At 69.8% G+C, this 21,268-nt stretch carries 22 protein-coding genes; 8 read left to right on the top strand and 14 right to left on the bottom strand.

Going from position 1 to position 21,268, the window contains the following annotated elements:
- Positions 1–3 precede the first annotated feature (3 nt).
- The 3 genes from FVE89_RS02305 to FVE89_RS02300 all read right to left on the bottom strand — a co-directional run bounded on the left by FVE89_RS02305 (position 4) and on the right by FVE89_RS02300 (position 1,515).
- On the bottom strand, positions 4–381 hold the full coding sequence (locus FVE89_RS02305) for a hypothetical protein (RefSeq protein ID WP_160532684.1): 378 nt from the start codon (positions 379–381) through the stop codon (positions 4–6).
- Between the two features lie 673 nt (positions 382–1,054).
- Positions 1,055–1,189 carry a hypothetical protein gene (locus FVE89_RS31470; RefSeq protein ID WP_281408940.1) on the bottom strand — a complete coding sequence of 45 codons (135 nt, stop codon included), beginning with the start codon at positions 1,187–1,189 and terminating at the stop codon, positions 1,055–1,057.
- The gene (locus tag FVE89_RS02300) at positions 1,186–1,515 is read right to left on the bottom strand and encodes a hypothetical protein (protein ID WP_246730447.1); all 330 of its coding nucleotides are present in this window, start codon (positions 1,513–1,515) and stop codon (positions 1,186–1,188) included. The genes FVE89_RS31470 and FVE89_RS02300 overlap by 4 nt, the downstream gene beginning before the upstream one ends.
- A 151-nt stretch (positions 1,516–1,666) precedes the next feature.
- Between FVE89_RS02300 and FVE89_RS02295 the strand changes: the two genes are divergently transcribed.
- Together FVE89_RS02295 and FVE89_RS02290 are read left to right on the top strand one after the other, a co-directional pair.
- The gene (locus tag FVE89_RS02295; protein ID WP_160532497.1) at positions 1,667–2,512 is read left to right on the top strand and encodes a DUF6502 family protein; all 846 of its coding nucleotides are present in this window, start codon (positions 1,667–1,669) and stop codon (positions 2,510–2,512) included.
- Between the two features lie 11 nt (positions 2,513–2,523).
- On the top strand, positions 2,524–3,819 hold the full coding sequence (locus FVE89_RS02290; protein WP_160532496.1) for a DUF5666 domain-containing protein: 1,296 nt from the start codon (positions 2,524–2,526) through the stop codon (positions 3,817–3,819).
- A gap of 70 nt (positions 3,820–3,889) precedes the next feature.
- On the opposite strand, the gene ada is transcribed toward FVE89_RS02290, so the two are convergent.
- A complete protein-coding gene (gene ada / locus FVE89_RS02285) occupies positions 3,890–4,963 on the bottom strand; it encodes a bifunctional DNA-binding transcriptional regulator/O6-methylguanine-DNA methyltransferase Ada (RefSeq protein ID WP_246730446.1) in 1,074 nt (357 codons plus the stop codon).
- A 216-nt stretch (positions 4,964–5,179) separates the two neighbouring features.
- Between ada and FVE89_RS02280 the strand changes: the two genes are divergently transcribed.
- Together FVE89_RS02280 and FVE89_RS02275 are read left to right on the top strand one after the other, a co-directional pair.
- Positions 5,180–6,160 carry a hypothetical protein gene (locus FVE89_RS02280; RefSeq protein ID WP_160532495.1) on the top strand — a complete coding sequence of 327 codons (981 nt, stop codon included), beginning with the start codon at positions 5,180–5,182 and terminating at the stop codon, positions 6,158–6,160.
- A gap of 203 nt (positions 6,161–6,363) precedes the next feature.
- Positions 6,364–6,978 (top strand): class I SAM-dependent methyltransferase, encoded by a 615-nt coding sequence (locus tag FVE89_RS02275; RefSeq protein WP_160532494.1) that lies wholly within the window; start codon positions 6,364–6,366, stop codon positions 6,976–6,978.
- Positions 6,979–7,021: 43 nt separating this feature from the next.
- Here FVE89_RS02275 and FVE89_RS02270 read toward each other — a convergent pair whose 3' ends face one another.
- The 4 genes from FVE89_RS02270 to FVE89_RS02260 form a co-directional block, all read right to left on the bottom strand.
- Positions 7,022–8,614: a hypothetical protein gene (locus FVE89_RS02270; RefSeq protein ID WP_160532493.1), complete on the bottom strand. Its 1,593-nt coding sequence runs from the start codon at positions 8,612–8,614 to the stop codon at positions 7,022–7,024.
- A 145-nt stretch (positions 8,615–8,759) separates the two neighbouring features.
- Positions 8,760–9,023: a hypothetical protein gene (locus tag FVE89_RS30880; RefSeq protein ID WP_246730445.1), complete on the bottom strand. Its 264-nt coding sequence runs from the start codon at positions 9,021–9,023 to the stop codon at positions 8,760–8,762.
- A gap of 24 nt (positions 9,024–9,047) precedes the next feature.
- A complete protein-coding gene (locus FVE89_RS02265; RefSeq protein ID WP_342389794.1) occupies positions 9,048–9,986 on the bottom strand; it encodes a glycosyltransferase family 2 protein in 939 nt (312 codons plus the stop codon).
- A gap of 342 nt (positions 9,987–10,328) precedes the next feature.
- Complete coding sequence (locus tag FVE89_RS02260) at positions 10,329–11,075, bottom strand: YebC/PmpR family DNA-binding transcriptional regulator (protein ID WP_160532492.1); 747 nt, start codon at positions 11,073–11,075, stop codon at positions 10,329–10,331.
- A gap of 196 nt (positions 11,076–11,271) precedes the next feature.
- Here FVE89_RS02260 and FVE89_RS02255 point away from each other — a divergent pair, with 196 nt between their 5' ends.
- Complete coding sequence (locus FVE89_RS02255; protein WP_160532491.1) at positions 11,272–12,324, top strand: SDR family oxidoreductase; 1,053 nt, start codon at positions 11,272–11,274, stop codon at positions 12,322–12,324.
- Between the two features lie 197 nt (positions 12,325–12,521).
- On the opposite strand, the gene FVE89_RS02250 is transcribed toward FVE89_RS02255, so the two are convergent.
- From FVE89_RS02250 to FVE89_RS02235, 4 genes are all read right to left on the bottom strand, one after another.
- The gene (locus tag FVE89_RS02250; RefSeq protein ID WP_160532490.1) at positions 12,522–13,271 is read right to left on the bottom strand and encodes an HAD-IA family hydrolase; all 750 of its coding nucleotides are present in this window, start codon (positions 13,269–13,271) and stop codon (positions 12,522–12,524) included.
- Complete coding sequence (rpe, locus tag FVE89_RS02245; RefSeq protein WP_160532489.1) at positions 13,265–13,951, bottom strand: ribulose-phosphate 3-epimerase; 687 nt, start codon at positions 13,949–13,951, stop codon at positions 13,265–13,267. The genes FVE89_RS02250 and rpe overlap by 7 nt, the downstream gene beginning before the upstream one ends.
- A gap of 306 nt (positions 13,952–14,257) precedes the next feature.
- Positions 14,258–15,118 carry a phosphoribulokinase gene (locus FVE89_RS02240; RefSeq protein ID WP_160532488.1) on the bottom strand — a complete coding sequence of 287 codons (861 nt, stop codon included), beginning with the start codon at positions 15,116–15,118 and terminating at the stop codon, positions 14,258–14,260.
- Positions 15,119–15,141: 23 nt separating this feature from the next.
- Positions 15,142–16,197, bottom strand: a complete 1,056-nt coding sequence (locus FVE89_RS02235; protein WP_160532487.1) for a class 1 fructose-bisphosphatase — start codon at positions 16,195–16,197, stop codon at positions 15,142–15,144.
- 182 nt (positions 16,198–16,379) lie between these two features.
- Here FVE89_RS02235 and FVE89_RS02230 point away from each other — a divergent pair, with 182 nt between their 5' ends.
- Positions 16,380–17,327 carry a LysR family transcriptional regulator gene (locus FVE89_RS02230; RefSeq protein WP_160532486.1) on the top strand — a complete coding sequence of 316 codons (948 nt, stop codon included), beginning with the start codon at positions 16,380–16,382 and terminating at the stop codon, positions 17,325–17,327.
- Positions 17,324–18,565, top strand: a complete 1,242-nt coding sequence (locus FVE89_RS02225; RefSeq protein WP_160532485.1) for an FAD-dependent oxidoreductase — start codon at positions 17,324–17,326, stop codon at positions 18,563–18,565. Before FVE89_RS02230 ends, FVE89_RS02225 begins: the two co-directional genes overlap by 4 nt.
- Before the next feature lie 7 nt (positions 18,566–18,572).
- Here FVE89_RS02225 and FVE89_RS02220 read toward each other — a convergent pair whose 3' ends face one another.
- Positions 18,573–19,814, bottom strand: coding sequence for an MFS transporter (locus FVE89_RS02220; RefSeq protein WP_202130507.1), 1,242 nt, complete (start codon positions 19,812–19,814; stop codon positions 18,573–18,575).
- An 83-nt stretch (positions 19,815–19,897) separates the two neighbouring features.
- Entirely contained in the window at positions 19,898–20,809 is a 912-nt protein-coding gene (locus FVE89_RS02215) for an amino acid ABC transporter substrate-binding protein (protein ID WP_160532484.1), read from the bottom strand.
- On the opposite strand from FVE89_RS02215, the gene FVE89_RS02210 reads away from it, so the two are divergent.
- A complete protein-coding gene (locus FVE89_RS02210) occupies positions 20,808–21,083 on the top strand; it encodes a hypothetical protein (RefSeq protein WP_160532483.1) in 276 nt (91 codons plus the stop codon). The two genes, FVE89_RS02215 and FVE89_RS02210, sit on opposite strands and share 2 nt — an antisense overlap.
- The last annotated feature ends 185 nt before the right edge of the window (positions 21,084–21,268 follow it).

Below are 21,268 nucleotides of genomic sequence, written 5' to 3'. Positions count from 1 at the left end.
GTCCTACTGGCAGGGCAGCGCCGCCGCGAAATCGGCGATGAACTGCGCCGTTTCGCGGGTGTGGGCCGGGGCGCGCGGGTCGCGGGCGACCACGCCCGCCTCCACCTCCAGACGGCGATTGCAGGCGCAGGCCGTCAGGGTGCCCGACAGCGGATCGGTCGAGCAGGCGTCGTGATGCGCGCAGGCGCGGTCGAGTGCGTCGATGGGCTTGTAGCCGGGGCCGCGGTTCCCCGGCCCGCAGAAATTGCCGTAGATCAGAACGGCACCCCGTCCGTTCGGCCCGGGCGGTATGATCTCCTGAGCCTGCGCCGTTCCGGCGAAGGCGGTGAGACCAAGGGCGACAAGCGTCGTCGCTGTGACGTGCAGGCGCAGAGTGTTCACGGCCCATCCTGTCGGAAATGCCCCGCCACCGCGCGGTGCCGCCCGCGCGGCATCCGGCACCGGCGCCTCCAGACCAGCCTTGGACATGCGCGACCAGTCTACGAAGTCCCGAAGCCGAACGCCGCGCATAGCGACTCAAACCGGCGACCTCGTCAAGAACCATCGCGCGCAATACTGATGAGAATTGGCGGTTCACCTCTGCACCGACCCTGGCAAACCTCGAATTCTGTTTGCCGGCACCATAATACGCCGGGAGACCGGCATCGTCGTATGCGGCTCCAGTGAAACCGCGGTCGAGGTGGCGGTAGAGGGCTTCCACCTTGGCGGACAGCGCCTCGGTAAAGGCGTGCTCGATGCCGCCACCCGCAGCGTCTCCGGTCCGGTCGGTGCCGGGTTGCGTATCGGATCGGCGGCAGCGTCGGACGAGCGGGAACCACCGCCATACGCGAAGCCGTCGCGGCCCGGGCGGAAGGCATGGCCGGCGTTCACACCGGCATGGAAGGCTGTTCAGGTGGAGGCCGGCAGGACCGACAGCGGCGGTGGCGGCGCGCGATGGAGCAGATCCGTAGCCTGGGCGCCGCGCGCGATGCAGGCTGCCGCTGCGTCGAGGAGCGCAGCGCGAAACGCCATCGTCTTGGGAGCGCGGGTTTGGGGCGGCGCGGAGCCGCCTGGGTCAGAGGGCCAGGAGCAGCAGGCCGACCACGGTCACCGACAGGATCAGGCAGAGCGCGAGATCGAGGACGGGCGCTCCGCCGCAGGTGGGTGCAGCCCGCGCGTCGTCGCGGCCGGACTCGGTCAGGGCGATCACGTCCGCGCCTCCCCGCGCCCGGTGGATTGCATGGCCGTCCTGGCGGCCCTCAAGGCGCGGTCGGGCGTGGTGGCCCGCCTGGGTGCCGCCGCCCCGTCTGAGGGGTTGACGGGAGCGGCGGCCTGCGGCGCCTTCGTGCCGCCGGCGCGGTGGACCGTATCCGCGACAGCGAGACCGAAAGCGGGCAGTGCGAGAGCGGCGACGACGCAGACGATGCGCCCGAGCCGCGGCATGGGATTGCCCTGGGAGAACTGCCTGCCGGCGAGTTCCTCGACCCTGAGGGGCGGCAGCGTGTCTCCGACGAGAACGCGCGTGTCAGCCGTCATGCGTGAACCTCCGCTCGATCCGTGGGAAACTTGACCACATCGCGAACTTACGTGTGCAAAAATCCCACGTCAATTTGGAAACAGCGTTTCGAGGTGTGCCTGCGCACGCTGTGGGATTGTCTCCCACGCAACATGCGGTAACAAGGCGGTCATGTCCGAGACCGCCGAGACACCGCGGGAGGGCGCGGCCCTTCACGCACCGCTGGCACGGCTCCTGCGGCCGCTCGTGCGCCTGCTGGTGGCCCGCGGCATCACCTTTCCGGCCCTCACCGACCTCCTGCGCGAACTCTACGTGAACGTGGCCGAGTACGATTTCGCCCTGTCCGGCAAGGACCAGACCGATAGCCGAGTCTCCCTGCTCACCGGCATCCACCGCAAGGAGGTGCGGCGCCTGCGCGGGGCCGGCGCTCCCGTGAGCGCGGTGCCGGCCGTCGTCTCGCGCACCAGCCGGATCATCGCCCGATGGATCGCCGACCCGGCCTTCACCGATCCGCAGGGCCATCCCCTGCCGCTGCCGCGGAATGCCGAGGACAACGCGCCTTCCTTCGAGACCCTGGTCTCCGGCGTCACCCGTGACCTGCGTCCCCGCGCCGTCCTCGACGAGTGGCTCGATCGGGGGCTCGCCTTCACGGATGCAGAGGACCGGATCGTGCTGGCGGAAGCCGCCTATGTCCCGCGCGGCGACGGCGCCGAGGGGCCGCAGCTCTACTATTTCGGCCGCAACCTGCACGACCACATCGCGGCGGCCGTCGCCAACATCATCGGCGACACGCCGCGGTTCCTGGAGCGGGCGGTCCACTATGACGGGCTCTCGAAGGAGCTCGCGGTCAAGCTCGAAGCGCGGGCCCGCGAGATCGCCATGGAGGCGCTGCAGCAGGCCAACCGCGAGGCGCACGCCGCCTGTCAGACCGATCCGGGCGGGGATCACCGCTGGAATTTCGGACTCTACGTCTACGCGGAGGCTGCGCCGCCCGCGCGCGCCACGGACGGACGCTGAGGAGCCGGCCGGTGCGAACCCTGCCCAACCGCCGGTTCGTCCTGCGCCTCCTCGCAGGCGCGGCGACGCTGCTGCCGGCCCCCGTCCGGCCGCAGGAGGCGCCGCGCGACCAGGGCATCGGCGGCACCGGCATGATGCGGACCGACGCGCCGCGCGAAAACCCGCTTGGTGAGGGCGACCGCGGCATCGGCGGCACCGGCGTGATCGGCACGATCCGGCGCTTCGGCTCGATCATCGTCAACGACCTGCGCATCGCCTATCCGCCGGAGGTGGAGGTGCGCATCGACGGCGCGGCCGCGAAGGCCGCCGATCTGAAGATCGGGCACGTCGTCCACGTGGTGGCGCGGCCGGAGGGCGGCGGTCTCGCCACGCGCCGCATCGACGTGACCAGCGAGGTGGTGGGGCCCGTGGAGGCGGTCGCGCCGGGGCGGATGATCGTTCTCGGCCAGCGGGTCTCGACCGCGGGCCTGACGGGCGACTGGAAGCCCGGCGCTCGGGTTGCGGTGAGCGGCCTGCGGCGGCCGGACGGGGTGATCGTGGCGAGCCTCATCGAGCCGCGGGAGGCCGGGCCGGATCGGGTCGCCGGGCCGGTGCGGCGCGGGGAGAACGGCGCCCTCCTGATCGGGTCCTTGCGCCTGCAGGAAGCCGACGCCCTGCCGCCGGGCAAGCGTGCCCTCGTGACGGGCTCGGCGGCGGGCGGCGTCCTGCGCGCGACCAACGCCGCCCAGATCGGCCTGCCCTTCCCGCCGGGGCTGAAGCAGGTCTCGATCGAGGCCTATATCGGCCGTGCGGGCACGGGCCTCGACATCGGCTCCGGCTACCGGATCACCGGCCGGCCGGGGGCGAAGGTGCCGCGACAGGGAAGCGTCCGCGCCGTGCTGACCGCCGGCATCGCCCGGGACGGCGACCTGACGGTGGAGCGGCTGCGGATCGAGGACCGCCTCGCCCCCGAACCGCCACGGCGCGAAGCCCCAGGCTTCGAACGGGAGCGCGATCGCCTGGACCTGCGCAACCTACCCGACGAGCTGCCGGGGCGTTTCGGCGCGGAGCCCGGCGGCCGATCGGGTGGCATCGGCGACAGCGGCGCGCCGCGGGGCTTCGGCATCGATACCCGGCCCGGGAATGGGCCGGTTTCCGGTGGCGCGGGCCCGGGCAGCTTCGGCGCACCGCGTGGACCGGGCGGTCCTCCGCCCGGCGGCCCAGGCGCCTTCCCGGTCGGCCCGGGCGGGTTCGGCGGCCCAGGAGGCCCCGGGGGTGGTCCAGGTGGATTCGGAGGGCCAGGGGGTCCGCCGGGCGGCCGTCGCTAGGGCGGCCCCGTTCGCGCGCGTTCCCGGCCGGAGGTCTGTGAGTCTGCCAGCCCCACCTGTCCAACCGCCTTCAGCCCTCCGCCTCGCGTTGCAGAAGATCGCGCTTGCGCGCCACGCCCCAGCGATAGCCGGAGAGGGCACCGTCCGCGCGCACCACCCGGTGGCAGGGAATCGCGACGGCGATCGGATTCGCACCGCAGGCCCGGGCCACCGCTCGCGTCGCGGCGGGGAGTCCGATGGCACGGGCGATCTCCGCATAGCTCGCGGTCGAGCCCACGGGGATGCGCTGCAGCGCCTCCCAGACCCGCTGCTGGAAGGCGGTGCCGCGGATATCCAGGGGCAGGTCAAGGCCGCGCCCCGGCGCCTCCACGAGGCCGATGACTCGCGCCATCCAGCCCTCGAAATCCGGGTCGCCGCCCACGATCTCCGCCCCCGGAAACCGGTCCTGCAGATCGCGCAGGAGCGGTTCGGGCGCCTCGCCGAGCAGGATCGCGCAGATGCCCCGATCGGTGGCCGCGACCAGGATCGCACCCAGGCTGCAGGCGCCGATCCCGAACCGGATGCGCAGGCCGGCCCCCCCCTTCCGGTAGAGCGCCGGCGCCATGCCCAGACGCGGGGCGCCCTCCGCGTAGAAGCGGCTCGCCGCGCCGTAGCCGGCCTCGTACAGCGCTTCGGTGACGGATCCTGCCCCAGGCAGCCGGGCGGCAAGTCCGGCGGCCCGGTGGGCGGCGGCGTAGGCCCGCGGCGTCACGCCGGTGGCGGCCTTGAACACCCGGTGGAAGTGATAGGCGCTCATGCCCGCGGCCCCGGCGAGCGCGGCGAGGGTCGGGGCGGTCTCCGCCGTTTCGATCAGCCGGCAGGCACGGGCAACCGCCTCGGCCCGGCGTTCGGCAAGGCCGGGTGCGTCGGGTCGGCAGCGCCGACAGGGGCGAAACCCGGCGGCCTCGGCCTCGGCGCAGGTCCGGTAGAAGCTGACGTTCTCGGGCCGGGCGGCGCGTGACGCGCAACTCGGCCGGCAATACACGCCGGTGGTGCGGACCGCGTACACGAAGGTGCCGTCCGCCCGTGCGTCGCGGGCGGCGAGCGCCGCCCAGCGGTCGGCATCGGGATCCGTCGCCGGGTCGGGGCTTGGAACGAAGCTCATGGCAACGGCACTTCGAAGCTTGGCGGATTCGGCGACGCGGGGCATGGCGGACATGGCCTGGCAAGCGAGGGACGATGCGCCATCCTGGCGGCCGGATGGCCGCGCGGCATCCCGCGCCTTGCTGCCGAATTGAGGGCGGCATCGTCCCAGATCCGGCACGATGCTGTAAAGCGGGCGACCCGGCCCAGATCGGGCGAACGCCTCGCGAGGGTGACCGTGGCGCCGAGCAACACCGACCATATCCACATCGGAAAAGACGGCTGGCTGTTCCTGAAGACGGGGACGAACGACGTCCTCGGCCAGTACGAGCGGCCGGAGGAGACGACCGAACTCGTCTGGCAGTGGCGGAGCCTGATCGCGACGCGGGAGCGGCGCCTGCGCGCCATGGGCATCCTCTACCGCCACGTCGTCGCTCCGGAGAAGCTGATGATCTACGATCACCGGCTCGACGGGATTACCATCCGCCCGTGCGCCTCGCCGGCCTATCGGCTGCTCCACAGCGAGCCGCCGGGCCGCTTCGGCCCCCTCGGTCTCTACGCCGCCTGGCGCCGGCGGCAGCGCTGGCGGCAGACCTGCATCGACCTCGTGACGCCGCTGCGCGCGCGACGCGATGCGGCCGATCTCTACTGCCGGACCGACACCCACTGGTCCTTCGAGGGCTGCTATCTCGCCTACGCGCAGATCTGCCGGGCGCTCGGCGCCGAGCCCCGGGCGGATCTCCGGGACCGGCCCTCCTTCGAGACCGACCACGATGGCGACCTGGGCAGCGCCTTCGATCCGCCGCGGCGGGCGCGGTCGCGGACCGTGATGATCCAGCAGGATGCGGTCCGGACCTATGCGAGCCCGATCGTCGAAGCGCGGGAGAAGGCGGGCCTCCTGCACACGCTGCATGTCGGCGCCCATGTGGTCTACGGGAACGCCGCGGCCACCGATCCCCGCCGCTTGGTGCTGTTCGGCGATTCCTTCTCGCACGTCATGCCGTACATGCTGACGATCCTGCTGGCCGAAACCTTCCGGGAACTGCACTTCGTGTGGAACACGTCGCTCGACTGGTCCTACATCGCGGGCGTCCGGCCCGATATCGTGCTCACCGAGGTGGCCGAGCGCTTCATGGTCCAGCTGCCCGACGACACGTTCTCGGTGGAAGCCTACGCGCAGGCGCGGTACGGCGCGGAGCTCGCAGCGGCCCGCGCGTGAAGGCTGCGCGGATCCGAGACCCTGCCGTGCTGCACCGCCTGCCTGTCCCGCGCTCTGCGACAGTCCGACACGAACCGGTCGATTCGGTGACGCAGTCGGTCCCAGCTTCCGGGGGCGGGATATGTCCCGAATGCATCATTTTTCAAACCGTATTCGGGGTACAACGCTGCGGTTGATAACAACGGTATCAAGGGAGCCAGCCATTGAAGGCGTTGATCGGAAAATTACACGGCGATCTGATCTTCAGCCGGCGAACGCGCGTCCTCGCCGAAGCCCTGGCCGGTCTGCTTCCCCGCAACGCAACCGTCCTCGATGTCGGCTGCGGCGACGGAACCATCGCGGGGCTCTGTCGCACCATCCGGCCCGATATTCACATCGAAGGCATCGATGTCCTGGTGCGGCCGAGCACGGTCATTCCGGTCAGCGCCTTCGACGGACAAGTTTTGCCGTTCCCGGATCGATCCTGGGACGTCGTCACGTTCATCGACGTCCTGCACCACACCGAAAACCCGGGTCAGCTTCTGCGGGAAGCCTCACGCGTCGCACGACAATACGTGATCATCAAGGATCACCTCTCCCAGAACAGCATCGACCGCCTGTCGCTTTCCTTGATGGACTGGATCGGCAACGCACCCCACGGCGTTGTTTTGACTTATAACTATCAATCGTTGAAACAGTGGAAAACTTTATTTTCAAATGCAAAACTTATAGTCGACACCGAGACCGTTGATGTTCCACTATACGTTTTTCCGTTAAACGTGATTTTTGGGCGAAAGCTTCATGTCGTCACGCGGCTTCGCCCCGATAGCCCCGGCTGATAGCTGTCGGGTGCGCATAGCGAGGCAGCAGCCGTGCCTGATCCTAGTGCAAGAGGGGATCGTGCGGTTGAGCACGCCTGTTTTGCTGGTGCCAAGCGGCGATCAACAACGCCAATAAGGGGATCAACCAGATAACGCGTGCTTGGTAGCGGGCGAAGACGCCCGATATGGCCCCGCATATCACCGCATTCAGGATCACACCGGTTACGATGAGCATCGCGGCTCCGGCGAGCGCAGGGACCTGTTCGATTCCGCGCATCTGCGCGCGCGCGAAGAGGCCAAAGCATTTCGTCTTGAGCACGGACCACGCAACGAAGATCCACGCCAGCATCACGACAACAATGTGAACGACCGCAATCAAGAGAGGATTTGCCCGGACATCACAGGCCTGCGGGACAGCCGCACAGGATTTCATATCGGGAACAATGCGCAGGATCGCCGTCCGATGCCACCACGCGAATTGCAGAAATCGTGCGGGTGACTTCATGGGCTCCCAAACGTAGAAGGTCATGAGCTGCTGCAGCCCATTCTGCAGAATGCGCGTGATGACGGCTGCGGGCGCGCGCGCGACCACTGCGGATACGAAGGCCGGCTCCTCGTTTCGCAACCGATCCCGAATCTCATAGTCGGAGGTGGAGAAAACGCCCTTCGAAGGATCCTCCGACCAGAGGACCTCGTCCTCACTGGCAAACGGCCGATCCGCGAACTGGCACAAGGTCGGGCTGGCCCCGTTCGGACACACGGCCGCCAGATAGTCTCGGCCGGGCCCGTCAGCGAGGAGACGCGCCATGAGGAAGGGCGGCGTGCGCTGCGCGACCCCGGTATCCGCCCTGTAGATCACACCGAAGACCCAATTCATGGACAGGGCCACCAGAATGGCCAGGGTGAGCCATCCCGCCCGGTTCGCGATGACCCGCAATGGCGCTCCGGACACGGCCAGGATCGCGAGGGCCATGCCGGACAGAGCCGCGGCGAGCGCGACGTTGGCCGCATGAAACGTCAGGCTTGCAACGAGCAGCAGCCACAGCAGGAAGCGCTCCGATGCGGGCGGGCGCGCCGGGGAGGCGAGGATCGTCACCGCGATGATCAGCAGTCCGGCATAGAGATCCGGCATCGCGAAGGCGGTGAAAAACGGCAGGCTCGTGCCGAGGCCGAGCGCGAGAACGACGCCCTGGTAGAAAACGGGCGTCGCCTCCGGCGACACCCTGCGGATCAGGACGCAGATCGACCACGCCGCCAGGAAGGCCTGCGCCCCGGCCAGCAGCCACAACGTTCCAAATCTGACCGCCAGGACGAGGACCAATCCGTAGAACGGGGATCGACCGCCTGCGATGGTCGCGGGCGTCTTGTCGCGCATCGCTTGCGACCCCGGCAGGACCGAGGTCGGATCGGTCCGGCGGTTCTCGTCGAGGTCCGGCAGCGCGAGGCCCAGGCGCGTGGCGAGATACTCCCCTTGCGAATAGTACCATGCCGTATCGGTGAAGACCGATGGCCGTCCATTGGCTGCCGCGACGGCGAACAGCACGGCAGCGGCCAGGAGGATGTGCATCCACCAGGCTCTGCGTTCGCGGCCGGCTGCAACACCGCGTGCAGTCGGACGGCGCTGCGCGACGGCGTCGGGCGTTGCGGCTGTCATCGCGATCCTGAATTCCGGCCGGAACCATCGCGGCATCCGCCGAGAGCCGTTGCCGATCGCCTTGCGATCGAGACCATCTCCAACCCCTGTCTGGGCGCGCGATCGTGCATCGCGCCGCTCCCCGGTTCGGCGGGGAGCGTTCGTTTCAGGCCGCCGGTTGCCGGGCTTCCGGTGCCGGAACCTCGATCTGCGGAGCTTGGTACTGAAGGAATTCAGCCTCGTTGCCGCCGATCACGGCCAGGAGGAAGCCGCCGAGCGCGTTCTGGGTGCCGACCACCAGAAGCGTCGTTCCGGCAACCGCCGGCAGAACACTGCCGATCGGTCCGTAGCTGTGCCGCGACCAGTACCAGATCACCAGCGCAAGGATGGTTACGCCCGCCGTGACGGTGATGAGGCCAGCGCCGAGCATCGTCTCCAGCGAGATCCAGGATGTCTACCGCACAAGACGCCGGCTCGATCTCCGGTATCCTTCCCGGATACCGTAAAGATGCGTTGCCGCAGCAAAAAGGCTCAAGCTGTGGGCCAGCCCGAGCATCGCACCGGCCAGGATCACCCAATAATTGCCAAGGAAGAACGTCCGTTCCGTGCCCAGGGCCAGGGCGGCCGCGGCCAGAAACACGATTGCGAGACCGCCGCTCGCGAGCAGAGCGGCGGGGGCTGCGAAGATCCCGGTCGGGCTCAACATCAGCAGGTAGCGCAGGTGGCGCCATCCGTCCCGCCATGGGCGAAGGTGCGAACCGCGACCGCGGCAATCGCGCGACAGGGTCGCCGGGCGCTGGGTGATGCGCTCGCCCTTCAGCGCCGCCTTGATCACCATCTCGCTGGCGAACTCCATGCCGCTTCCGCGCAGGTTCAGCCGGCGATGGCAGCCTTTCGTCAGAGCGCGCAGGCCGCAATGAGCGTCCTCGATACCGGCCCGGAACAGAAGGTTCAGGATGCCGGTCAGCACAGGATTGCCGATGTAGCGGTTCTTCCACGGCATGGCACCAGCCGCGATGCCGCCCTGAAAGCGCGACCCCATGCACAGATCCGCACCGGAGCGCAGAGCCGCCACCATGGCGACGGCGTCGCGAAAATCGTAGGAGCCGTCGGCATCGCCCATGACGAGGTAGCGGCCCTGAGCGGCGTGAAAGCCGCCGTTCAGCGCGGCGCCATAGCCGCGCCGGGAAACCGCGACTACGCGGGCGCCGGCAGCCGCCGCGATCGCGCGGCTCTCGTCGATACTGCCGTTGTCCGCGACGATGATTTCACCGGTCAGCGCATGCGTCTCGCTGAGTTGCTCGAGGGCTGCGCGCGCCGTCTCCAGGGCGACGGGCAGAGCCCGTTCTTCGTTGAGGCACGGAATAACGATCGAGACGTCGATCGGGCTCACGCTTCGCGCGCCTGAAGTCCAGTCGTTCCGACTCATGGAAACCGTCCGAGCTGCTCGCCGGACAAGCTAAGGTGTCCCAACCTACGGTTCGGTTAACCAAATCGGTATCGGCTGACGTAGGATTTGAATTTTCTCATACGTGACAAGATCAGCACCGAATGAGCCCAGCGCCATGCTTCCCGTCGGCAGCCGGCGCGGGGGTGATCTGTTCGATGAAGCGAGCACTCTGAGCCATCGCCGCGCGTTGCGATGAGCCGCGCCCCGATGGGCTGATGGCTCATCGCATTCCGGTATCGTGACGGGTTCTCGCCGCAGAAGCGGCAAGCCCACCGCACTCCCTGCTCAAGCCTCCAGCTTGGCCACCAGCGCATCCGACAGGGCGAAGTTCACGTAGACGTTCTGAACGTCATCCTGATCCTCGATGACCTCGACGAGGCGGATCAGCTTCTCGCCGGTCTCGTCGTCCACGTCGATCGTGTTCTGCGCCTTCCAGATCAGGCCGGTGCGGCTCGGCTCGCCGAACCGGGCTTCGAGCGCCTTGGCGACCTCACCGTAGGAATCCTGGGCGCAGATCACCTCGTGCCCGTCCGGGCCGGAATTCACGTCGTCGGCGCCGGCCTCGATGGCGGCCTCCAGCATCGTGTCGGCGTCTGCCACCGAAGCCGGGTACGCGATGACGCCGACACGGTCGAACATGAAGGCGACGGCGCCGGTCTCGGCGAGGCTGCCGCCCGACTTGGTGAAGGCCGAGCGCACGTCCGAGGCGGTGCGGTTGCGGTTGTCGGTCTGCGCCTCGACGATCAGGGCGGCGCCGCCGGGGCCGTAGCCCTCGTAGCGGATGTCCTCGTAATTCTCGCCGTCGGCGCCGGCGGCCTTCTTGATGGCGCGCTCGATATTGTCCTTCGGCATGTTCTCGGCGCGGGCCGCCAGGATCGCGGCGCGCAGGCGCGGGTTCATGGCCGGATCGGGCGTGCCGAGCTTGGCCGCCACCGTGATCTCGCGGGCGAGCTTGCCGAACACCTTCGAGCGGACCGCGTCCACCCGGCCCTTGCGGTGCATGATGTTCTTGAACTGGGAATGGCCTGCCATGGCGTATCGGACTTTGTGCGTTGGCGCGGGCGGGGATGAGGACCCCGCCGACGCGGCTGTGAGGTCGCCCGCGTTATAGGCCGCCGGGTTTCGGCGAAGCAACGCGCTCACCCACGCAGTTCGTGATCGGATCGCCCTGGAAAGATTGCCGCGATCGGGCGTTGCCGCAGGGATTTTCTCGCGCGCTGGGGACCCGATGTCAGGCCGGAACGGACGCAATACGGTGATGGTGGCGGGCGCGAGCGCCGGCGTCGGACGGGCGGTCGCCCACGAATTCGCCCGGCACGGCTGGAATGTCGGCCTGATCGCCCGGGGCGAGGCGGGGCTCCGGGGCACGATCCGCGATGTGGAGCAGGCCGGCGGCCAGGCGCTGGCCTTCGCGGCGGATGTTGCCGACGCGGACGCGGTCGCACAGGCCGCCGACGAACTCGCCGAGCGGTTCGGCGGCATCGACGTGTGGGTCAACAACGCGATGGTGACGATCTACGCCCCCGTGCAGGAGACCAAGCCGGACGAGTTCCGGCGGGCCACCGAGGTCACCTATCTCGGGCAGGTCCACGGCACGCTCGCCGCTCTCAAGCACATGGTGCCGCGCGACCGGGGCACGATCGTCCATATCGGCTCGGCGCTGGCTTACCGGTCGATCCCGCTCCAGGCGAGCTACTGCGCCGCCAAGGCCGCGGTGCGGGGTTTCGTCGATTCCTTGCGCAGCGAATTGCTCCACGACGGCAGCCGGGTGCGGCTGACGATGGTGCAACTGCCGGCGGTGAATACGCCGCAATTCGACTGGGCGCGCTCACGGTTGCCGCGCAAGCTCGAGCCGGTGCCGCCGATCTACCAGCCGGAGGCCATCGCCCGCCACGTATTCCGGGCGGCCCACGACGCGCCGCGGGAATTGTGGATCGGCGCCTCGGCCTGGAAGGCGATCGTCGGCAACATGCTGATTCCGGGCTGGATCGACGGCTACCTCGCCCGGCACGGCTACCGTGGGGAGATGACCAGCGTGCAGGCCCAGAAGAACCGCCCCGACAACCTCTACGACCCGGTCGACACCGATCCCGGGGCGCATGGCCGCTTCGACGCGCGCGCGACCGGGCATGTGGCAGCCGCCGATCCGCGCTGGCTCAAGCTCGGGATCGCGGCGGCGCTCGGGGTGGTGGCCGGCACGATGCTGTTCGCCACGGAGGCGCAGGGTCGGAGCGAGGGGCGTCGTGCGGGCCGGCGCGACCCTCGCCTGGACCGGCCCTAAGCCTTTGTCGCGATGCGCTCTCTTGCGCCGAACCCGTCCGCTTCGGCAGGGCAACCTCGTCGTCGGAAGCGGTCCGAAGTTTCACGCCGCACGCACGGCGGCGAGGAAGCGCAGGATCTGGGCCGGGGAACGCGCGGTCCGACAGGGTTGAGGTCGATCTATGGACAGGCCGCAGCGGTCGCTTTTGCAGCACCGGCTTAGCGACGTCCCGCGTGCCAATCCTTCAGGGCGGCCAGCGTCACCACGTGGCGCGGCCAGGCAAGGCCCGCGATGTGCCGGTGAGGCTGCCCCGGCTCGCCGAGGTCCGAGACCGCCGAGAAGGCGCCGTCGAGCCGGTGGCGCTCGGTGTAGCGGCTGCGGGTCGCCAGCACCGGCAGGCCGGCGGCGCGCGCCGAGCTGATGCCGGCAGCCGAATCCTCGAACGCGACGGCCTCCGAGGCGGAGACATCCAGGCCGGCGAGCGCCAGGAGGAACACATCCGGAGCGGGCTTCTTGCGGTCCGCCTCATCGCCGGCCGCGATCACGTCGAAAGGCTTGGCGCCCGGCGGGAAGTTGACGGCGAGCAACTGATCGACATTCGGCCGGCTGGTGGTGGTGGCGACGGCGAGCCGGAGGCCGTCCGCCCGGGCCTCGGCGAGGAGCCGGGCGATGCCGGGACGCAGGGGCAAGCGGCGCTCCGACACGAGGGCACCGTAAGCTGCGGTCTTGCGGGCGTGGATCTCCGGGGCGAGCGCATGGAGCGCCCCGGCCTCGGCCGGGTGCTGCGCATCGATGTAGTGGGCGAGCCGCTCCTTGCCGCCCATCACGGTGAGCAGGTCGGCGTAGAGCGCCGGATCCCAGTGCCAGGGCAGGCCCAGTTCGGCGAAGGCGCGGTTGAACGCCTGCCGGTGCAGGTCCTCGGTCTCGGCCAGCGTGCCGTCGACGTCGAAGATCAGCGCCCTCAGCACGACAGGTCGCGACCGGAGGCGCCCTCCGCGCCGTCCCGGATCGCCGCGATGCGCTCGGCATAGGCGTCCGGACCGCCGCTGAAGACGGCGTTGCCGGCCACGAAGGTGTCGGCGCCGGCACGGCTCGCGAGCTTCACGGTCTCGGCATCGATGCCGCCATCGACCTGGATCCGGATGTCGCGCCCCGCCACCATCGCGCGCACCCGCGCCACGGATTCCATGCAGCTTTTGAGGAACTTCTGGCCGCCGAAGCCCGGATTGACGGTCATCACCAGAACGAGATCCGCGAGGTCGAGCACCGGCTCGACCAGGGCCGCCGGGGTTCCGGGATTGATCGCCACCCCGGCGCGCTTGCCGAGGTCGCGGATGGTCTGGAGCGAGCGATGGATATGCGGCCCGGCCTCGGCATGGACCGTGATGCCGTCGGCGCCGGCCTCCGCGAAGGCCGCGAGGTAGGGATCGGCCGGGGCGATCATCAGGTGCACGTCGAAGTATTTTTGCGTGTGCGGCCGGAGCGCCTTCACGACCGGCGGGCCGAAGGTGATGTTGGGCACGAAGTGGCCGTCCATCACATCGAGATGGATCCAGTCGGCCCCGGCGGCGTCGATGGCGCGGGTTTCTTCCGCGAGCTTCGAGAAGTCTGCGGAGAGGATGGACGGGGCGATGACGGGAGGCAGCATCACAGGTCTTTCAGCAACGAGCGGGCACAGGCAGGTTTGAGCGGGCTAAGAGCCTCTCACAAAACTCCCGCCAGGCTGTCGTGGCCGGAGGGCGCCCCCCCTGGTGCCCGGGAGTTTTGTGAGGAGCTCTTATTCCATCAAGACCCTCATCCTGAGGTGCCGGAGCGCAGCGGAGGCCTCGAAGGAGGGCTCCAGTTATCGCGTGGCCAGCTGGAGGGCTCCTTCGAGGCCCGCTGGCGCGGGCTCCTCAGGATGAGGCTGAGGATGGGGGCAACATTCTGGCGGGTTCCAAGATGTCCCCTCCCTCTAGGCCAGCCGGCGCCGCCGCTCGACGAGCTGCATGATCATCGGCGTCAGGATCAGCTGCATGGCGAGGTCGAGCTTGCCGCCGGGGATCACGATCGAATTCGCCCGGCTCATGAAGCTGTCGTGGATCATGGAGACCAGATAGGAGAAGTCGATCCCCTTCGGATCCTTGAACCGGATCACCACCATCGACTCGTCGGCGGTGGGGATCCAGCGGGCGATGAACGGGTTCGAGGTGTCGACCGTCGGCACCCGCTGGAAGTTGATGTCGGTGAAGGAGAATTGCGGGCAGATGGTCTGCACGTAATCGGGCATCCGCCGCAGGATCACGTCGGTAACGGCCTCGGTGGAGTAGCCGCGGAACGAGCGGTCCCGGTGCAGCTTCTGGATCCATTCGAGGTTGATCACCGGCACGACGCCGATCTTCAGGTCGGCGTAGCGGGCGATGTCGACATCCGGGTCGGCGACGCAGCCGTGCAGGCCCTCGTAGAACAGAAGGTCGGAATCGGGGGGGAAGGACTCCCACTCGGAAAAGCTGCCCTCCGGGATGTTGTACATCCGGGCGTCGTGCTGGTCGTGGGCGTAGTGGCGGGTGCGGCCGGTGCCGGATTCGGCGTAGCTGCGGAACACCGCCTCCAGTTCCGGCAGGAGGTTCGCCCGGGGCGCGAAGTGCGACAGGGTCGGCTCGCGCGCCATCATGGTCCGCATCGTGTCCCGGTCGAAGGCGTGGAAGCCGTCGCCCTCGATGAACACCGCCCGCACATCCTCCCGGCGGAAGATCTGCTCGAAGGTGTTGCGCACCGAGGTGGTGCCGGCCCCCGAGGAGCCGGTCACCGAGATGATGGGATGCCGCGCCGACATTCTTTCCGGGCTTCGCGTGGCGCTTACGAGCGCATCAGGCCGCGCTGGCCGAACAGCGGCGAGCGGCCGGCATCGGGCTTGCCGCCGCCGTAATAGGCGGCGACGCACTCGACCTCCTCAGTCGAGCCGCAGACCAGCGGGGCGCGCTCGTGGATCCCGGTGGCGACGATGTCGAGGATGCGCGTCTGACCGTCGGTGGCTGCGCCGCCGGCCTGCTCCACCAGCATCGCCACGGGGGCGACCTCGTAGAGGAGCCGCAGGCGGCCGCGGGCGTAATTCTTCCGGGCGTCGCCGGGATAGAGGAACACGCCGCCGCGGGTCAGCACGCGCTGGATGTCGGCCACCAGGGAGGCGAGCCAGCGCATGTTGTAGTCCTTGTCGCGCGGCCCCTCGGTGCCGCGCTGGCAATCCTCGATATAGGCCTTCACCGGGGCGTCCCAGTGCCGGGCGTTCGAGGCGTTGATGGCGAATTCCTTGGTGGCGGCCGGGACCGACATGGCCGGGCTCGTCAGCTTGAACGTCCCGTCCTTGCGGTCGAGCACGTAGGATTGGGTGCCCTGGCCGAGCGTCAGGATCAGCGCGGTGGCCGGACCGTAGGTCACGAAGCCCGCCGCGATCTGCGCCGAGCCTGGTGTCGTGAACGACGCGATGGGGTTCGACGGATCCTTGATCGATGGCCGGATGCCGAAGATCATCCCCACCGCCATGTTGACGCCGATGTTGGAGGAGCCGTCGAGCGGGTCGATGGCGACGGCGAGCGGCGCGTCGGGATTGAGCCGCATCACCTCCTCGGCCTCCTCGGAGGCGACCTCGGCCACGGGGGCGCCGCGCAGGGCCGCCGTCACGCTCTCGTGGGCGATCACGTCGAGCGCCTTCTGGACGTCGCCGTCGCTGTTGTGCTCGCCCGCCGCCGCGAGGTCGCCGCCGAGCGCCCCGCGCCCGATCCGCTCGCTGATCTCCACCGCGGAACGTGCCACCGCTGCAATCACCGCGGCGGCGTCCTTCAACGCCGGGTTGCCGTCCACGGCCTGCGCCAGACAGGTATCGAGAGGCGTCCCGATCGCCGCTGAGATTGCCATCGGCTTAACTCTCCTGCTCGGATCCCGCCCGCCGGGATCGCGCGTTCCGCGCGGGCTCTGTAGCGGCCGTTCGGCCCTCAAGATAGCGGCCCCGGCAACCGGATCGACAGGAGCCGGTCGCCCTTCGTTCAAGATTTCTGTGCGATCTTGTAAGGAAGCACAAAAAATACGAGACCCCGGCCATGCGCAACCTCTCCCTCAAGCAGCTTCAGGCGGTGGCGGCGGTGGCCCGGCTCGGCACCATGACCCGGGCGGCGCAGGAGCTGAACGTCACCTCGGCGGCGCTCTACGCCCGCATCCGCCAGCTGGAGGAAGAGGCCGGCCTCCTGCTGTTCGACCGGACGCCGGGCGGCCTCAAGCCGACGGATGCCGGCCGCGAGATGCTCTGGGCGATCGACAGCATCAACACCGTGCTGGAGACCTGCACGGACCGCCTGCGGACGCTCCGCGGCGCCGAGGGCGGGCGCGTGGCGCTCGGCGTCGTCTCCACCGCCAAGTATTTCGCCCCGCAGGTGATCGCCGGCTTCGTCAAGAAGCATCCGGGCGTCGAGATCAGCCTGTCGGTGCGCAACCGCGGCCAGACCGTGGAGGCCCTGCGCGGCTACGAGATCGACTTCGCCCTGATGGGCCGCCCGCCCCGGGATTTTCCGATCGAGGCCGCCACCTTCGGCCCGCACCCGATCGTACTGATCGCGGCCCCGGACCATCCCCTGGCGGGGCGGCCCGGCCTGACCCGCGAGGATCTCGCCGACCAGCCGTTCTTCCTGCGCGAGGAGGGCTCGGGCACGCGGATGGTGTTCGAGGAATTCATGGCCGGCGTGCTGGTCAAGCGCGCGCCGCTGGAGATCGACACCGGCTCGAACGAGACCATCAAACAGGCGGTGATGGCCGGGCTCGGCATCGCGCTGCTCTCGGTCCACTCGGTGGCGGCGGAGCTGGAGAGCCGCCGCCTCGTCCTCCTCGACGTGAAGGGCCTGCCGATCCGGCGCGACTGGTACGCGGTGCGCCGCGCCGACAAGGTGCTGGGGCCGGCGGCCTCGGCGGTGTGGTCGTACCTGATGTCGGAGGGCGCGCAGAGCCTGCCGGGCGTCGCGCAGAGCGGGCTGGCGCTGGCGGGAGCCGGAGCATGAGCGCGGCCGGGATCGTCGTCGCGGGCGCGGGCCAGGCGGGCTTCCAGCTCGCCGCCTCCCTGCGCGAGGGCGGCTTCCGGGAGCCGATCACCCTGGTGGGGGACGAGGCCGCCCTGCCCTATCAGCGTCCGCCCCTGTCGAAGGCCTATCTCGCCGGCAAGACCGATCGGGAGGGCCTGTTCCTGCGCCAGCCGGGCTTCTTCGCCGAGCACGCGATCACGCACCGGCCGGGCATCCGGGCCGTCGCCATCGACCGGGCCGCGCGCCGCCTGCACCTGTCGGATGGGGACAGCCTCGCCTACGACCACCTCGTCCTCGCCACCGGTGCCCGCAACCGCCCGCTGCCGGTCCCCGGGGCCGATCTCGGCGGCGTGCACCAGCTGCGCGGCCTCGCGGATGCCGACGCGCTCCGGGCGGAGATCGCGGCGGCGCGGGCGATCGCGGTGGTGGGCGCGGGCTTCATCGGGCTGGAATTTGCCGCCGTGGCGGCCGCGCGCGGCCTCCCCGTGACGGTGATCGAGGCGGCCGAGCGGCCCATGGCCCGGGCGGTGTCGGCCGAGATGGGCGCGTTCTTCCGCAGCGCCCACGAGGCGGCGGGCGTGCGCTTCGCCTTCGGGGCGGGCGTCACGGCGATCCTCGGACGCGACGGCCGCGCGACCGGGATCGCGCTGGCGGACGGGACGGAGCGTCCCGCCGATCTCGTCCTGATCGGCATCGGCGTGCTGCCGAACCGGGAACTCGCCCTGGAGGCGGGTCTGCCGGCCGAGGACGGCGTGCGGGTCGATGCGTTCCTCGCCACCCCCGATCCGACGATCTCGGCGATCGGCGATTGCGCCCGGTTCCCGAGCCCCTTCGCGCACGGGCTCACGGCGGATGGCACGGTGCGGATCGAATCCGTCCAGAACGCCATCGACCAGGGCCGCTGCCTCGCAGCCCGGCTCCTCGGCAAGCCTTCCGCCTACGGCGCCTTGCCCTGGTTCTGGAGCGACCAGGGCCCGCACAAGCTGCAGATCGCCGGGCTGTCGGGTCCGGGCGATGCCAGCGTGGTCCGCGGGGCGGGCCCGGCCTTCTCGGTGTTCCGCTTCCGCGACGGGCGCCTGAGCGCGGTGGAATCCGTCGACCGGGCGGGCGACCACATGGTTGCCCGGCGCCTTCTCGCTGCCGGCACGCCGCTGACGCCGGATCAGGCGGAGGATCCGGGCTTCGACCTCAAGGCGCTGGCGATGGGGCGGTCCTGAGCGACGCTCACCCCGGGAACGCCACCGGCGCCGGCTTCTGCCGCAGGGCGAAGGCGGTGCCGATCCCCAGCGCCAGGATGGTCACGGCGCAGCCCGTGAGCGCCCCGAACTGCCCGAACCGCACCAGCGCCTGCCCGATCACCGCGACGCCGAGCGCCTGCCCGCAGAAGAACGAAAAGGCGTGGAGCGCCACCGCCGAAGCCCGGGCCGTGGGCGCGACCTCGGTGACCTGGGTCTGGTAGGTGTTGTGCAGCATGTAGAAGCCGAGCCCCATGGCGGTGAGCGCGGCGCAATCGACCGGCCACGAGCCCGCGAGCCCGACCACGGTGAGCGACGCGCCGCAGATCAGGCCGCCGCCGATCAGCATCCGCGGCAGGCCGAGCAGCCGCACCAGCAGCCCGACCAGCGCCGAGTAGAGCAGGCCGCCGACCGCGAACCCCGCCAGCACGAGGCCGGCCTCGCGCGGACCGCCCTCCCCCCGGGCCTCGAGCAGCGGCGCGAGGTGCGGGAACACGCCGAAGATCGCGATCGCCTCGATGAACACCGCCGAGAACAGCACCCGCGCGCGGGGATTGCCCAGGATCGTCCGGTAGCGCGTCACCGCCTCGCGGAAAGCCGGGCGGCGGGCCGGCGGGCGGCCGGCGCGGTCGAAGCCGAACACCGTCGCGGCGCAGGCGCAGGCCGCCACCGCGGCGGTGACCGCGAACACCCCGCGCCAGCCGATCGCCGCCTCGATCAGGCCCGCGAAGGTCGAGCCGGAGAGCTGGCCGAGGATCACCGCCACGAGGAAGCGCCCGATCGCCACCTGACGGCTCTCCATCGGGACCCGGTCGCCGAGCAGCGCCAGCGAGAGCGGGATGCAGCCCCCGGCGGCCGCGCCCGCAAGCATCCGCAGGCCGAACAGGCTGGCAAGATCGGGGGCGACGCTGCACAGGGCGAGGGCCACGGCGAGCACCGCAAGGCAAGTGCTCATCACCCGCTCCTTGCCGAGCGCATCGCCGACCGGCCCCAGGACCGGCTGGATGAACGCGTAGGGCAGCGCGAAGGCCGTGGAGAGCAGCGCCACCGTGTGGGCATCGCTCGCGAGGTCCCGGGCGAGCACGCCGACCAGAGGCTCGACCGAGCGCAGCGCGAAGGTGCTGCCGAAGCCGGCGCAGGCCAACACCACGATCAGTCGCGGGATCGAGGTTGCCGGCGGCGCGGCGCCAGCCGCGGCGGAGGTGAGAGCCGGCTCTGTGCGGTCGGTCATGGGGGCGCTTCGCGACGCGGACTGGGATCAGCCAAGCCGCATCGCATCTCCCCGGCTTCAGCGGAACCCCGCCGTGCGACAGATCAGTGCGCGTAGAATGCGGGATCCGACTCGTCGGTCGGATGCTCGAACGCCCAGCGCAGGGCAGAGGAGAGCGGCACGTTGTAGTTGAGACCGCGCGGGGGCACCGGCTTGAGGAACCAGCGGTCGTAGATCGTCAGGATCTTGGGGCTGCGGTAGAGTTCGGCGGTCGCCCGGTCCACCACCGCCTTGAAGGCCGGGTCATCCCTGCGCATCATGATCCCGTAGGGTTCCGGGTTGGACAGGGTCTCGTCGCTGACCACGTAGGCGGACGGCTCCTTGGACTGGGCCGCGACGACGCTGAGCTGCACGTCGTCCATCACGAAGGCCGCCGCCCGGCCGGTCTCGACCATCAGGAAGGCCTCCGGGACGTCCTTGGCGGCGATCACCGTGATGCCGAGCTTGCGCTCGTTGTTGGCCTTGATCAGCATCAGGATGTTGGTCGAGCCGGCCACCGACGAGACGGTCTTGCCGCGCAGGTCGTCCAGGCTGGCGATGTGCTGATCCCTCTTGGAGACGAAGCGGGTGGCCGTCAGGAAGTGGGTGTTGGTGAAGGCCACCTGCTTCTTGCGCTCGGCGTTGTTGGTCGTCGTCCCGCATTCGAGATCGACCGTGCCGTTGGTGATCAGCGGGATGCGCGAGGAGGAGTTCACGAACTCCATCGCGACCTCGAGGTCCGGCTTCTTCAATTCGCGCTTCACCGCGTCGGCGATCGTCATGCAGATGTCGATCGCGAAGCCGACCACCTTCTCGTTCTGATCGATGTAGCTGAACGGCGGCGCGGTATCGCGCACGCCGAGGACCAGCCGGTTGCTGTCCTGGATTTTCTTGAGCGTGCCGGTGAGGGCCTCGGCCTGGGCCGGTGCGGCCTGGGACAGGGCGAGGAGGGCCGCGAGGAGGGAAAGCAGACGCATGGGCTGGCTTGATCCGATCGTCGCGCGGGAATGCGGCCGGAAGAACCGGCGGAGCCCGGATGCGCGCCGGATCGGGCTCCGGGCGACCTCTCAGCAAGAGTCCGGCCGCGAAGACGCGATCCACCGGCGGACGATTGGATTTCGCCACCCGTCTCTGCGGCGCGGGTTACGGCGCGCGCAGCACCGGCGCCGTGACGCGCAGGAGGCCGCGCGCGGCACGCCCGGCTCCTCGAAGACCACGCGCACCCCGGACGAGCGCGTATTGGGCGCGTGATAGAACATGATGTCGGCTTTATCGGCCATTCCGTTCCGCCCGATATTGCCGATTCGCGCGGCGCGCCCGCTCATACCGGCCGGTGCCGGGGTCAACCGCGCGGGACGCCCCCTTCACCGCGGACCGGAATCGCGGCAGGAACGTTGGGCGATTGTGCGTTGCCGCGCGTTGGCCTGTCGGCCGGC

It is taken from the genome of Methylobacterium sp. 2A, assembly GCF_009806555.1.
Classification (GTDB): Bacteria; Pseudomonadota; Alphaproteobacteria; order Rhizobiales; family Beijerinckiaceae; genus Methylobacterium.
Note: the sequence above shows the minus strand (reverse complement) of the source record. Positions and strands in the feature narration are given on the sequence as shown.